Raw genomic sequence first — 13,845 nt, 5'->3', positions numbered from 1 at the left:
ATCATGACTTTAAATGGAACGAAGAAGATTCCTGCAAATTTACAGCCGTATATTTCAAAACAATACTACCACCGCTATACGCCCATTGAGCATGCTGTTTGGCGGTTTGTTATGAAGCAGAACCATTACTTTTTAAAGGAAATTGCCCATCCTGCCTACGTGAATGGATTAAGAGATTCAGGGATTAAGACAGAATCCATTCCAAAAGTCGATGATATGAATACCAGCCTTTCGAAAGTCGGATGGGGTGCGGTGACTATTGACGGACTGATTCCAGGCTCTGCTTTTTATGGTTTTTTAGCAAATCGACTTTTACCGATTGCAACAGAGATTCGAAATGTACAAAACATTGCTTATACGCCAGCACCGGATATGCTTCATGAAGCAGCAGGCCATGCTCCAATTCTTTTAGATGAAGCCTACCGCGAATTTGTTAGGAAAATCGGCGAAATGGGAGCGAAGGCACTATCAAGTAAAGAAAAGGCCCAGGTGTTTATGGCTGTTCGTCATTTAACGATTGTGGCAGAAGACCCCAATTCGACTCCAGAGCAAGTAAAAGAAGCTGAGTTGAAGGTAACGGAGGCTCGCAGTAAATTGCAAGGTTTAACTGAGGCAGATAAAGTTTCACGGCTGTTTTGGTGGACTGTCGAATATGGGTTAATAGGTGAACTCGATAACCCTAAGATTTATGGGGCTGGACTTCTATCATCAGTTGGTGAGAGCCAAAGCTGTTTAAAGGATGACGTCCGAAAAATTCCTTTTTCTGTTGAAGCTTGTATCAATACACCATATGATGTGACGAAGCCACAGCCGCAATTATTTGTTTGTCAAAGCTTTGATGACTTAGTTTCAGCGATCGATGACTTTGCTTCGACGATGGCCTTTAGAAAAGGTGGAACAGAGAGTCTTGTTCAAGCACTCCAAACAGATAATACGGCAACGATTTGTTTCTCTTCAGGTCTGCAGGTTACAGGAACCTTGGCTGATATCATTATTAATGAAAAAAGAGAAGCCGTTTATTTCAAGACGAAAGGACCAACAGCGTTGGCCAACAATAACCAACAACTAGATGGTCATGGGAAGGAAACTCATCGGAAGGGTTTTGGTACACCAATTGGCCGATTAGAGGAAAATATCGTCTTGGAGCATTGCACTTTCGAGCAGCTAAAGGAATTAGGTATCTCTCAGGACCATAAGGTTCAATTAAAATTTGAGAGTGGAGTAATAGTTGACGGAACGGTAAAGGACATCCTATTATCAGAGTCAAAACCAATCATCATCTCTTTTAAAGATTGTCAGGTGAGCTATAAGGATCAAGTCCTTTTTGAACCTGCATGGGGGACATTTGATATGGCGGTTGGCGCAAGCATTGATTCAGTATTTGCCGGTGCTGCCGATCCTGATGCTTATTTTGAATGGACGGAAATAGAAGAAGCAGAGGAAGAATTAGAGTTACCGAAATGGAATGAACTAGAGAATTTATATGAAGAGATTCGCAATATTCGTGAAGGCTCGATTTGGAATGATCAAAGTGCATTCCATGTAGGGGAAGTGTTAGCCATCTTAGATGACCGATATCCAAAAGAGTGGCTACTGCGCTTAGAGATCCTTGAACTTTATAAAATACATGATGACGGTCACAGTAATGTAACCGCTATCACAAGTAAACTGCAAAATTCTGACTGGGACCTATCTGTTAAACAAATGATTAACAGGGGATTAACTTTATTAAATTCCGTTGAAAAATAACATGGTTTAAATAAAGAAAAATCCGTGTTTTTTTGTAGGGGGTGTTGTTCTACGTGCCCGAAATGGGTGTGGAAACGGGAACAGGAACAGGGTAACGTAGAAGTGGTCTACGTTTCCGAAATGGGTGTGGAAAAGGGAACAGGGAAACGTAGAAGTGGTCTACGTTTCCGAAATGGGTGTGGAAAAGGGAACGGGGTAACGTAGAAGTGGTCTACGTTTCCGAAATGAGTGTGGAGAAGGGAAGTGGGTAATGTAGAAGCAGTCTACGTGCCCGAAATGGGTACGGAAAAGGGAAGTGGGTAACGTAGAAGCGGTCTACGTGCCCAAAATGGGTACGGAAAAGGGAAGTGGGTAACGTAGAAGCGGTCTACGTGCCCAAAATGGGTACGGAGAAGGGAAGTGGGTAACGTAGAAGCAATCTACGTGCCCGAAATGGATCCAGAAAAGAGAACCGGGTAACATAAAACAGTCTACGAGATAAACTAATAAAGTAAAAGGAGCTTGGGATTAAACCCAAGCTCCTTTTACTATTAGTCTTTACTTGAGAGGATTCCCAAGATACGAAGAATGCTGATAAATAGGTTAATAAAATCAAGGTATAAGTTTAAGGCCATTAACGGAACCTCTTCTGCTCTTACACCATAATGCTTCATGCGGCTGATATCAAACAATACATAGCCACTGAAAACAACTACACCAATAAAGGAGTAGGCGAGCATGCCTGTTGAGCTTAATGGAAAGAAAATGTTAAAGATAGAAATAGCAACTAACGCAAGTAGGGCAGCCAGTAGGAATCCACCTAAAAACGAGAAATTACGCTTAGACTTAGCCGCATAAATAGAGATACCTGTAAAAACTACGGTTGTACTTGCAAAGGCCATAACTACTACATTTGCTCCTGAAGTCGCAAGGTAATGAGAGACAATTGGATATAACGTAATACCCGAAATAAAGGTAAAAACATAAAGGAATGAGTACGAGATGGCTTTTTTTCGTCTAAAAAAGAATGCAGCCATAAGCATCACAAATTCTACAATCATTAATGGGATAAAGAGTCCCGGTGGTACTACAAACGCACCAGCCATCGTACCTAAGAAAGCGATAGCAAGTGATAGAGCAAATGTCCGTAAAACAGATGGCATAAACTCAGTGGATGTTTGAGTATACAAGTTTTTCACCTCTAAAATTATTTATTACTAGAATATACGTACAAGAGGTCAAGATGTTTCATTTTTTCTTAAAATATCTCGATCTTCTTTTAGTAAGTCACGAATTTCGGCCAAAAGTTCCTCTTGGCGATCGATTTTTTCTACGACCGGAGCGGGTTCCTCTTTCTTTTTGAAGCGATTGATGAATTTTACAAAAAGGAAAATAGAAAAAGAAATAATAAAGAAATCAACAACAGTTTGAATAAACTGTCCGTATTTTAAATCATGATAAGCAAGTTTGGAAAACGAGTCTGTTTTTCCAATTAATAATCCAATTAATGGCATAATGATATCTGAGACTAAAGACGAAACAATTTTTCCAAATGCTCCCCCAATAATAACCCCGACAGCCAAATCAATGACATTGCCCTTCATGGCAAACTTTTTAAATTCGTTCCACATAGACATGCTTCCTCCTTATTTATTCTAATTTATATTGTACCGTGAACCAGTCTCCTTCTCAACAGGTCCAGGTTTTCCAGTAAAATGTTGATTGACAGTGAACGCAAAATTCTCTATAGTTACTATGAAATTAATTACATGGATACCCGAATATTGGGGAGAGGTTCATAGCGAATACCCTCTATAAAAAACTATGGAAATGGAGCATTCAACCATATCCTTAGGATATGGTTTTTTATTTCTTTCTTATAGTTATAACCGGGATATATAAGGAGGATTAACAATGGCAGAAGGAAGAACAGAAGCTGAATTAGAAGGTGTAACATTATTAGGAAACCAAGGAACAAAGTATTTGTTCGAATATACGCCAGAGGTGTTAGAGGCGTTTGATAATAAACATCCAAACCGCGATTACTTTGTTAAATTCAATTTCCCTGAGTTTACAAGTCTTTGTCCAAAAACAGGACAACCCGACTTTGCCACAATTTATATCAGCTATATTCCGGATCAAAAGATGGTTGAAAGCAAATCGCTTAAGCTGTATCTTTTCAGCTTCCGTAATCATGGTGATTTTCACGAAGACTGCATGAATATTATCATGAATGATTTAATCAAGTTAATGGACCCTCGTTATATTGAAGTATGGGGCAAATTCACACCAAGAGGCGGAATCTCCATTGACCCTTACTGCAACTATGGCAGACCAGGTACGAAATACGAGCAAATGGCCGATTACCGTATGATGAACCATGACCTATACCCAGAAAAAATCGACAACCGCTAAAATGGGGACAGTCCCCCGATATGATAACGTATTAAAGCAGCGGGGGACTGTCCCCCGGCGCGTTAGTGCGTTAAAAAAGCAGCTTCTTGAAGCTGCTTTTTTTATGATATTAATTTCATTTTTAAGGCTTTAACTGCGGCATCTGTCCGATTTTTGGCTTCTAATTTTTGAATGATAACAGATACATAATCGCGTACTGTGTAGCTGCTCAGATGAAGTTTTTCCGCTGCTTCATTGATGGATGCACCGCTGGCAATCAATTGTAAGACTTCTTTCTCACGCACGGTTAAGACCGATTGTGTGCCGCCAAATTGCTGCAGGGCTTCGTCCCAAATGGAATATAATAGTTCCCCGGCATAATGTCCGAATTTAATGAGGGTCGATAAAGTTTGCATTGAGATTTCAAATTGTGAGTCCTCACCTTGGTCTAATAGTGCAATCCCAAGCAGTTTACTTTTTGTGGGAACGAAAATAGGCAACACCACTAATGAGCGAAGCTGAAATTCTTTAACATACTTTTTCGGCAACACCTCAGTGGCATTCAAAAAATAAAGCGGCTGTGAATGGGTTAAAGAGCTTAAATAGTTTTCTATTAGAGACAGTCCTAGGATTTCTTCTTGAATTTGCTGAACAGAAGGAATGTTGACATTATAACCGGACACGCCTATCCCTTTATCTTCATAATGATTGTATAAAAATAGAGCGCAACGGTTAAACGGCATATAATCGACTAACCCCTTGGTGATCGCCTTTACCGCGTCATCAACACTTCGCGCACGTAACAGGTGTTGTAAGAAAAGAAGAGAACCGTCCTTCCATTCCATTCTGCTTTCCAGCTGCTGTAGTTTTAATTGGCGAAGATACATGCCTCTAATAAAATCATATTGTTGTTCGGTAACGGTCATTCCAGGCTCCCGCAAACAAACTAATAGAACATCATTTAGACAGGAAACTTGAACGATATCTGTCTCTTTCTCTCCAGTGCCTATTAGTTTTTTTATCGCCAATGATATATGGCAAATTTGACTGGCTTTAAGATTTGAGCACATGTCAATTAAGTGGCTGTCCACAGCGTATTCATCTGCACATACTACACTTTCAATCTGATATAACTCCTGTTCTTTTTTTACCACTGCCACCCATTTCATAGGAATGATATTCGTAGCAATTATATTTTTTAACCACTTTTTATTTTGTTCTTCCCAACTTTGGGTTAATAATGCCTGATCCATCATTCGTGAAAAAAAAGATTGGATGGCCTGGTGGTCAAGAAATGTAGTTGTTGGTTTATCAGCCAGCAACTTATGAAATATATTTTCAATCGATGAAACAAGAGAAAGAGACTCAGATTCGTTGTACTGGGTGGAGTATCGACTTTGCCACTCAGTAAGAATCGAATGGATGAAGGTGTCTACATTGGAAGCTTTAGAGGTTGTTACTTTCTCGGAAGCAATTTGGATCATCGTCTCTATTTCTTCGACTAAATGATCATTTTGATATTTTAAGGTGGTTTGCATGTCCCGCCACTCCATCATGAAAGGTTCCTTCAACTCAAGCAGGAGGGACAGACCCTTTTGCAGAAGTTGCTCGATTTTATGCTTCATTTTCTCCACCTCCGTAAAAGTGCTTTCGTTTTTCTAAATATTACGATGAAAAATTTTCCATTATGTCCGTAGTGATACATTGCACACGACATTTGTCGGGGGTGGAATTTTTTTACGATATTTTCCGTGATTGTAGGGAGGATACCTTAGATAGTATTGTAAAGGAAAGGTTGTTTATTGAAAATTGGGAAAATTGGAGGGGTTTTATGGAAAGCACAATGGAACTTGTTGAGGGTACTACTAGTAAAAAGGTTTTTTGGTCCGCCTTAGGAACAGGAATCATAGCACTAGCTCTACTATTAGTGTCATTCGGAATATCTGGGGTTGCCTATGCAGTACCCATTGCAGGTGTGGGGGACTTTTATGTCGAGTTTGATAAGTTAGAAGGAAATGGCTATGTTTTCTATCCGAAAATGGGAGAAACAAGCAGTTCCGATTCGGCACCACAAGGAACAAATTTAATAGATACGCTTACCATTGATAATCTCCAGTTGTACAAGGATTTCCAGGTAGGAGGAGAATGGATTCGCGTGAAAATCACAGCCTCCAAGCCGGTTCAAATAACAGGGCTGCAGCATGATGCCGGTCTCATTGAAGCAAACGCAAAGTTTCAAAACCTAGTACTCCAAGAAAAGCATAGTGATGACTGGCAAAAACAATTTCAACAAACCTCTTCCAAAATTATTCTAGAGCACGCGAAATTAAAAACACACTACCTATTTCAAAAGACTATTAATATGAACGGTATGAGATTAACAGTTGAAAAGATTAATAAGAAATAAGAAATAAGGAGGGACTGTGATGGCATTTAAAAAGTGGAGGAAACAACGGCCGCTATGGGGAGCATTGATTACTCTTCTTAGTGGTCTTTTGATCTCCTGGGTTCCATTAAACCTTTATCTAAGTACATTTCTCCCCGGTTCGATTGCTATAATCGGATTACTATTTGGCGGGGTCATCACTATCATTGGAGTCGTTGCCTTATTTTTTCCGAATGCCTCAAAAATTCTAGGAATCTTTACTATTTTTCTATCTATTCTCTCCGTAATTGGGGCATTGGGGGGCTTCTTGTTTGGAACTATTTTTGGCATCATCGGCGGTGCGTTATTAATGGCATGGCGTCTGGCACCTGTCCAAGTGAAGGCTGCACCTCCAAATAGAGTTGAAGAGACGGTACACACTGTCTAAAGGGGAGCAAATTATGTGGTGGAAAAGGAAGTATATTTTCTTAACAGTATGTATCCAGCTATTATTTCTGACATTCTTTTCTTATGGCACAGCTGCAAAGGCCAAAAATGCAGTTAATGAAGGATTTATCATTGAAGCAGAACGAGTGGTAGGTTCTGGTATGACTGCTTCCATTGTAAGGCAGGAAACCTCTGCGAGTGATCAGAAGCCCATGCTTCGCTTCCACTATAAATCCGCCGTCATTTATGGAATGAAATTAACGAAGCAATTAGAATCTTCTAAAGGCCCGGTTACGATTACCTTAAAAGCAAAAGGTCCCGTCACGGTTAAAGGTATGACAGTAGATACAACGGCCATTTCATTTAAAGGAGCATGTGTGAAGGCCTCAGAAATCGTCCCAGAGCTTGGGATGGAAAATGTGGTCATGAATGCACATTTTATGGAGTCCGAAAACAGTATTATTGAACAATTAGTTATGGGGACTGTGGCTGGTAAGCAGGGTCCTCCACATCCAGATCAGAGTAAACTTTTGCAAGATTTAAGTACCTTGCCAATGAATCAATTAAACAAAGAAATTGAAAAAATATCAAAAGGGCATTTGCCCCTAACATGTGAGGATGGTACAACAGGAGCGGAGCCTTCAGGTAACATCGGAGAAGTTACTGGAACGCTTCCAGATGTGGTAGGTGAAGTGACAAAGCCGTTGGATCCAGTTTTGGAACCACTTAAACCTGTTTTAGATCAACTAGATCCAGTTTTAAAGCCACTTGAACCTGTGCTAAAACCACTGGAGCCGGTGTTAAAACCGTTAGACCCTGTGACGAAGCCACTGGAACCGGTGTTAAAGCCAGTGGAACCAGTTGTAACGGAGACAACGGAAAAGGTTGACCAAGTAGTCCACAATGTTTGTGTCGAGTTGGAGAATGCCAAGGGAGTCATTACAAAGGATTTGGCATTGAGTCTGATTGACGAAGCCATCTCGAAAAAATCTCCTCTGTCTACTATTTGTCAAAAAGACACAACATTTACAAAAGAACTTCAAAACTGGGAAAAAAGTTTACTTTCCTCATTAGGACTTTTAAACTTGCTCGGTAAAGTCATAACAGAGGATCCCGTTCAACAGTTGAATAAAATGCGTGAAAAAATAGCGAAAGAAAAAGACGAGACGATCATTTTTAAGCCATAGGAAAAGAGCAGGTGATCATGGCACCTGCTCTTTTGTATGCTTGATAGCGCACTGAACTTATGGGGTACTTTTTTCTCCCTTTTATTGAGGGTGGTGTCAGCCTCCTGGTACTACCTCCATTTTGCGTGAATGGACTTTTTCTCCTTGTACCCACACTTCCCGAATATTTTCTGGTCGAACATTATACATGATTTTCTGGAAAGTGTTGTATAAATCTTCATTTGGATCGAAGATAGGAAGTTTGGCTGTAGATACTCTTGTATCAATAATTTGTACATCCCATGTATAGTTTTCTTGGATTCTCCCGATTGGAAGGTTCAAACTTTCCCCTCCGCCAGCCGTCGCTAGATAGAAGGCCTCGTTAATGGTGATACGCGAATGTGGTACACCTCGTTTATCAGCTGGAAGGCTAGCGTTAACACCGTCTTCTAGCATTCTAGAAGAGACAACAGCCTGTTTGGCGTTATCATATAGACTTGGGGTTGCACCAGCGGAAATATCGGATCCTAAACCAATATCAATTCCCTTTGCCTTTAAACTAGCGATAGGAAGCACGCTATTTGCAAAGTAAGCATTTGATAAGGGGCAATGTGCAATGGCTGTACCTGTTTTAGCAAATAATGCTGCATCCTCATTATCTAAGAAATTACAATGCGCCATGACTGATTTATCAGTTAATAATTGGAAATTATTTAAGGCAAAAGCGTCATGTGTAAAAAATCTCTCTTGTACATAATTGTGTGCCCAATCACTTTCACTACAATGAGATTGAATATGTGTATCGTACTTCGCGGCAAGTTTCCCTAAGCCTTTTAATGCCTCATCTGTGCAGCTTGGAATAAAGCGTGGTGTAACGACGGGATACACTCCTTGTTTCACCGTTTTTGCCAACTCTTTCACTGCTAAAATGAATTCTTCTGTATCGGCCAGTGCTGTTTCCGTATCCTTGTCTCTATAATAGGAGGGGTTTTGTTCAGGATCATCCATCACGACCTTCCCCACTAATCCACGCTGCCCTTTTTTAGCACAAATTTCTGCCAATAATATACTTGCCTCTTTATGCACCGTTGCAAAATAAAGAGCTGTTGTTGTTCCGTTTGCAAGTAATGTATTTACTAAATCTTCATAGACATTTTTTGCAAAAACTAAATCCGAATATTTCGCTTCCAGGGGAAAGGTGTAAGTATTCAACCACTCGTACAGAGGAAGGTCTAGTGCAGTTCCCGATTGGGCCCATTGCGGGGCGTGAACATGTAAATCGACAAAACCGGGTAAGAGATAATGACCATCAGCCAAACGATGGAAATTTTCTCTCCCTTCATAGGCAGCAAGTAGTGGTTTATAATCGGCATGATCGGGTGCAACTATTTTTTCTAGCATACCTTTTGTATCCACACAGTATAGATAGTCGTTTAATATGTTTAATTTTGTAGGAGTATCACTAGTAAAAGCAGTACCTCGAAAAATTTGCGTATATTTCATTAAATACACCTTCCTAATGTTCGTGTTTTCTGTTAATATAATCATTGTAGTTGATTGATAATACATAGTCTAGGGTGAAACACGAATTTTTTCAATTAGACTATTTATTGCCGATCATAAAATTAAATATGGTTTTTCATATATTCGTAGGGATATGGCCTACAAGTTTCTACCCGTTTACCGTAAATAAACCGACTATGAAAAGCAGGGACAGGATTGGACGCTCATTTATGAGAGAATATCTTTTCTTTCGTATTTCGTTTTTTAAGGCTCGAAGTACATTGCTTTTCTATGTTGTAGAAGGCATGTGCTTTGGGTCTTTTTTATTTAAGTAAACACAACCACAGGAGGATTGACCATGGAGAGTATTGCTAGACTACTAAGAACAGAGAAAAAAAGAGAGGAAGTCATTGAAACAAAGAAGGATGTTTCTGTTTTACAATCCATATTTTTAGGTTTCCAGCAAGTATTAGCAATGGACCTTTTTATCCCACCGATCATTTTAGCTGGAATGTTATCCTTTTCTGTTACAGATAGTACGATGTTAATTCAAATGACCTTTATTGCATGTGGAATCGCCACCATTATTCAAGCAGGATTTGCGATGAAGCTTCCTGTTATGCAGGGGCCTTCCTTTGTACCGCTAAGTGCACTCGCTGCCATTGGGACCACATCAGGCATTAGCACCATGATTGGAAGCTTGATACCGGGTGCTTTGTTAATCGCGTTATTAGGTTATCCGCTCAAGGTTTTTAGTAAAGTAGTACGGAAATTCATTCCCCCTATTGTTGCAGGAACAGTTATTGTTGTTGTGGGTATTTCCTTAATGCCTAGTGCCATTAACTCTATTTATAGGGCCCAGGGAAGCTTTGGGAAAAATATGTTGGTTGCCTTTGTAACAGTGGCTGTACTTATCTTTTGTATGTATGTCGGTGAAAAATCAATAACGAAACTAAAATATATTAAAGTAGTATCGGTTATTTTAGCGCTGGGAGCTGGAACGATTGTTGCTTCAATCTTTGGTTTAGTAGATTTTTCAACCGTTGAGAAGTCGGCATGGTTTATGATGCCTAGTATTTTTGCTTTTGGAACACCCCAATTTGACTTAGATGCCATTCTTATTATGCTGGCGATTTATTTTATTGTCACAATTGAAACAACAGGTACATGGTTTACTGTTAGCAATGTAACAGGAGAAGAGCTAAATGATAAACGGTTAAACGGCGGTGCATTCGGTGAAGGATTAGGATGTTTTATTGGTTCTTTCTTTGGAGGTACGCCTGTGACAGGTTATTCATCCAACGCAGGTATTATTGCGATTACGGGCGTGAAAAGCCGAAAGCCGATTATCATGGGTGGAGTTATTTTACTTGTTTTAGGAATGATGCCAAAACTAATGAGTATCATCGCATGTGTTCCCGGTGTTGTCATTAATAGTGTGTTTGCGATTTTATGTGTGGTTATTTTGATGAATGGATTTAAAGTTATTAAGGAAGTCCCGTTTACAGAAAGAAATATGCTTGTGATCGGGATGCCGATTATGCTTGCATTGTTTGCTGTGTTGATGCCAAGTGAGGTCTTACAAGGACTACCAAATATCGTAACCTATTTTGTTTCATCCGGAACAGCAATCGGGGCGATTACGGCACTAATCCTTAATTTAGTCCTTCCGCAAAAGCTTGAAGACAGCGGGCTATCAAGGAATGGTAATGTAACGGTAAACTAATATTGAGTAGAGGAGTCTTCCGTCATGAAGCATGATAGATTATGGAATGAGTGGCATCCAGTATGTAGGGCAAAAGAATTGTTGGATGATCCAAAACAGGTATTTGTGCTTGGAGAACGTGTTGTTATTTTTCGTAATGAGAAAGGTGTACATGCCTTTAAGGACCTATGTATTCACCGTGGAGCAGCCCTTTCACTTGGAAAGGTAAAGAACGGTAACTTAGCTTGTGCGTATCATGCCTGGGAATATGATTGCGTAGGATCTTGTGTGAAAATTCCTGCTTTACCAACCGGCCGTCCAATACCAAGTAAAGCACGGGCAACAGTTTATCATTGTCAGGAATATCTGGGATTAATCTGGGTTAATTTGGGTGATGATCCAGCACAGCTTGTTTCATTTCCTGAGTACAGTGAGGAAGGATATCGCACAGCTATTTGCGGGCCATATGAGGTAAGGGCTAATGCGCCGAGAATTATTGAGAATTTCCTTGATGTTTCTCACCTTATGTTCGTTCATGAAGGATTGCTTGGGGACGAGGATCATGCTGAAGTAGCTGATTATGATGTAGCGTTAAATGATAATCGTATTATTACAAGTAAAATTCCTGTTTATCAGCCGAACCCTGATGGACGCTCAAAGGGCGGATATGCAAATTATGTATATGAAATCTTAAATCCAACAACAGTCCGATTTACCAAAACAACGGAAGGTTCAGATGAGGAGTTTACGATATTACTTACTGTCAATCAGGAGGATAGCGAAAGATCAAAAGCATTTATGTTACTAACAAGGAATTATGATTTAAATCAGCCTGATGAACCTTTTATTGAATTTCAGGATATTATTTTTAATCAAGATTTAGATATAGTAGAAAGTCAGAAACCCGAGCTTCTTCCACTGGACTTACAAGCAGAAATGCATCTTAAGTCAGATGCACTTACCATAGCATACCGTAGATGGTTACATGAGCTGGGTGTGGAAAACGGTACAATGATGATTAGTGAAACGAAAAAATGATATCTTGTTAAACTAAAAAGCAGAGCGAATTCATATCGCTCTGCTTTTTAGTCTTTATCTAAGTACTCCAAAAGTGTTTCTGATTAGAATGCCCAGTTTCCAGCTCTAAAAATTGGTTCTGTTTTTCCATCTGCTGTGATTCCATCGATGTCCATTTCAGGAGATCCAATCATGAAATCCACGTGCGTTAAACTTTCATTAAGGCCATTTTCTGCTAATTCTTCAGATGACATTTTCTTACCACCCTCGATACAGAAAGCATAGGCGCTTCCAATAGCTAAATGGTTTGAAGCATTTTCATCAAATAAGGTATTAAAGAATAGAACATTTGATTGCGAGATTGGTGAATTGTAAGGAACAAGCGCAATTTCACCTAGATAATGCGAGCCTTCATCTGTTTCCACAAGACGCTTTAAAATCTCTTCGCCTTCTTCTGCTTTATAGCCTACAATTCGGCCGTTTTCAAATGTAATAGAGAAACGGTCAATAATGTTTCCGGCATAGCTTAATGGCTTCGTGCTTGCAACCGTACCATTCACACCTGTTTTTAATGGAACCGTGAAGACTTCTTCAGTCGGCATATTGGCCATGAACTCGAAGCCCTTTTCATTGATGCTGCCTGCACCAACCCAAATATGCTTTCCAGGAAGCTCAACGGTTAAATCTGTTCCTGGAGCTGTATAGTGTAGCTTTTGGTAGCGCTTTTCATTTAAGTATTTTACTTTTTCGTGAAGCGTTTCATCGTGCTTTTTCCAGGCATCGACTGGATTTTCCACATCTACGCGAGTTGCTTTAAAGATCGCATCCCAAAGCTTGTTGACTTGATTTTCAACAGGCTCATCAGGGAATACCTTTGCTGCCCATGCAGGAGAAGGAGCAGCAATAACTGTCCAGCTCACCTTGTCGGATTGAGCAGCTTTACGGTAGTTTGCCAAAGCTTTCCCAGCTGCTTTGTTAAAGTTAGAAATACGCTCTGGGTCTACTCCACTTAACAAATCTGGGCTTTGTGACACAACAGACATGAAGGCTGCACCTTTTTCTGCAAGGTCATCCATTTCTTTCGCGCGCCAAACTGGATACTCCTGAAAAGCTTCATCTGGAGCTAAATCATATTTTGTTCTCGTAACTGTGTCATCGTTCCAGTTGACAATGACATTATGGGCGCCTGTTTCATAGGCCTTTTTTACAACTAGACGGATAAATTCTGCGGCATCAAGAGTTGCGTTCACAACCAACGTTTGGCCTTTTTGAATGTTTACACCGACTTTAACAGCCAGCTCAGCATATTTTTCAAGATTTTTTTGAAAATCACTCATATGTATGTCTCCTTTTTCAGAATCTTCCTATATTGTATCGTTTTTCATTGGAAAAAGAAACCGATAACAAAAGGTAACATAGATTGCTACTTTAAACAAAAAAACAGTAGAGATATCTTATCTCTACTGCAACTTGCTACCGTATACTTTTATATTAAAATAAACACCTGCTGAAAATAAAAC

General features: G+C 39.8%; 12 protein-coding genes and 2 riboswitches. Of the genes, 7 read left to right on the top strand and 5 right to left on the bottom strand.

Annotated elements, in window-relative coordinates; translation table 11 throughout:
• Nucleotides 1-3: 3 nt before the first annotated feature.
• Nucleotides 4-1,749: an aromatic amino acid hydroxylase gene (locus tag QE429_RS21470; protein ID WP_307289946.1), complete on the top strand. Its 1,746-nt coding sequence runs from the start codon at nucleotides 4-6 to the stop codon at nucleotides 1,747-1,749.
• Nucleotides 1,750-2,279: 530 nt separating this feature from the next.
• On the opposite strand, the gene QE429_RS21465 is transcribed toward QE429_RS21470, so the two are convergent.
• The gene (locus tag QE429_RS21465; protein WP_373463217.1) at nucleotides 2,280-2,918 is read right to left on the bottom strand and encodes a Bax inhibitor-1/YccA family protein; all 639 of its coding nucleotides are present in this window, start codon (nucleotides 2,916-2,918) and stop codon (nucleotides 2,280-2,282) included.
• A 48-nt stretch (nucleotides 2,919-2,966) separates the two neighbouring features.
• Entirely contained in the window at nucleotides 2,967-3,359 is a 393-nt protein-coding gene (mscL, locus tag QE429_RS21460) for a large-conductance mechanosensitive channel protein MscL (protein WP_307289945.1), read from the bottom strand.
• A gap of 154 nt (nucleotides 3,360-3,513) precedes the next feature.
• A riboswitch (PreQ1 riboswitch) is annotated at nucleotides 3,514-3,560 on the top strand.
• An 82-nt stretch (nucleotides 3,561-3,642) separates the two neighbouring features.
• Here mscL and queF point away from each other — a divergent pair.
• Nucleotides 3,643-4,143: a preQ(1) synthase gene (gene queF / locus QE429_RS21455; protein ID WP_307289944.1), complete on the top strand. Its 501-nt coding sequence runs from the start codon at nucleotides 3,643-3,645 to the stop codon at nucleotides 4,141-4,143.
• A 101-nt stretch (nucleotides 4,144-4,244) separates the two neighbouring features.
• Here queF and QE429_RS21450 read toward each other — a convergent pair whose 3' ends face one another.
• Nucleotides 4,245-5,747 (bottom strand): LuxR C-terminal-related transcriptional regulator, encoded by a 1,503-nt coding sequence (locus QE429_RS21450; RefSeq protein WP_307289943.1) that lies wholly within the window; start codon nucleotides 5,745-5,747, stop codon nucleotides 4,245-4,247.
• Between the two features lie 206 nt (nucleotides 5,748-5,953).
• On the opposite strand from QE429_RS21450, the gene QE429_RS21445 reads away from it, so the two are divergent.
• The 3 genes from QE429_RS21445 to QE429_RS21435 are packed head-to-tail and all read left to right on the top strand — an operon-like array spanning nucleotide 5,954 to nucleotide 8,121.
• On the top strand, nucleotides 5,954-6,529 hold the full coding sequence (locus tag QE429_RS21445) for a DUF6230 family protein (RefSeq protein ID WP_307289942.1): 576 nt from the start codon (nucleotides 5,954-5,956) through the stop codon (nucleotides 6,527-6,529).
• A gap of 19 nt (nucleotides 6,530-6,548) precedes the next feature.
• Nucleotides 6,549-6,935, top strand: a complete 387-nt coding sequence (locus QE429_RS21440) for a DUF6114 domain-containing protein (RefSeq protein WP_307289941.1) — start codon at nucleotides 6,549-6,551, stop codon at nucleotides 6,933-6,935.
• Between the two features lie 13 nt (nucleotides 6,936-6,948).
• Nucleotides 6,949-8,121, top strand: a complete 1,173-nt coding sequence (locus QE429_RS21435; protein ID WP_307289940.1) for a hypothetical protein — start codon at nucleotides 6,949-6,951, stop codon at nucleotides 8,119-8,121.
• Between the two features lie 96 nt (nucleotides 8,122-8,217).
• On the opposite strand, the gene guaD is transcribed toward QE429_RS21435, so the two are convergent.
• Nucleotides 8,218-9,603: a guanine deaminase gene (gene guaD / locus QE429_RS21430; RefSeq protein WP_307289939.1), complete on the bottom strand. Its 1,386-nt coding sequence runs from the start codon at nucleotides 9,601-9,603 to the stop codon at nucleotides 8,218-8,220.
• A gap of 116 nt (nucleotides 9,604-9,719) precedes the next feature.
• Nucleotides 9,720-9,821: riboswitch (purine riboswitch) on the top strand.
• A gap of 140 nt (nucleotides 9,822-9,961) precedes the next feature.
• On the opposite strand from guaD, the gene QE429_RS21425 reads away from it, so the two are divergent.
• Nucleotides 9,962-11,329 (top strand): nucleobase:cation symporter-2 family protein, encoded by a 1,368-nt coding sequence (locus QE429_RS21425; RefSeq protein WP_307289938.1) that lies wholly within the window; start codon nucleotides 9,962-9,964, stop codon nucleotides 11,327-11,329.
• 24 nt (nucleotides 11,330-11,353) lie between these two features.
• Nucleotides 11,354-12,346, top strand: coding sequence for an aromatic ring-hydroxylating dioxygenase subunit alpha (locus QE429_RS21420; RefSeq protein WP_307289937.1), 993 nt, complete (start codon nucleotides 11,354-11,356; stop codon nucleotides 12,344-12,346).
• 83 nt (nucleotides 12,347-12,429) lie between these two features.
• On the opposite strand, the gene QE429_RS21415 is transcribed toward QE429_RS21420, so the two are convergent.
• Nucleotides 12,430-13,662 carry an aminopeptidase gene (locus QE429_RS21415; protein ID WP_307289936.1) on the bottom strand — a complete coding sequence of 411 codons (1,233 nt, stop codon included), beginning with the start codon at nucleotides 13,660-13,662 and terminating at the stop codon, nucleotides 12,430-12,432.
• Between the last annotated feature and the right edge of the window lie 183 nt (nucleotides 13,663-13,845).

The sequence above is a fragment of the Bacillus sp. SORGH_AS_0510 genome, assembly GCF_030818775.1.
Lineage (GTDB): Bacteria > Bacillota > Bacilli > Bacillales > Cytobacillaceae > Neobacillus.
Note: the sequence above shows the minus strand (reverse complement) of the source record. Positions and strands in the feature narration are given on the sequence as shown.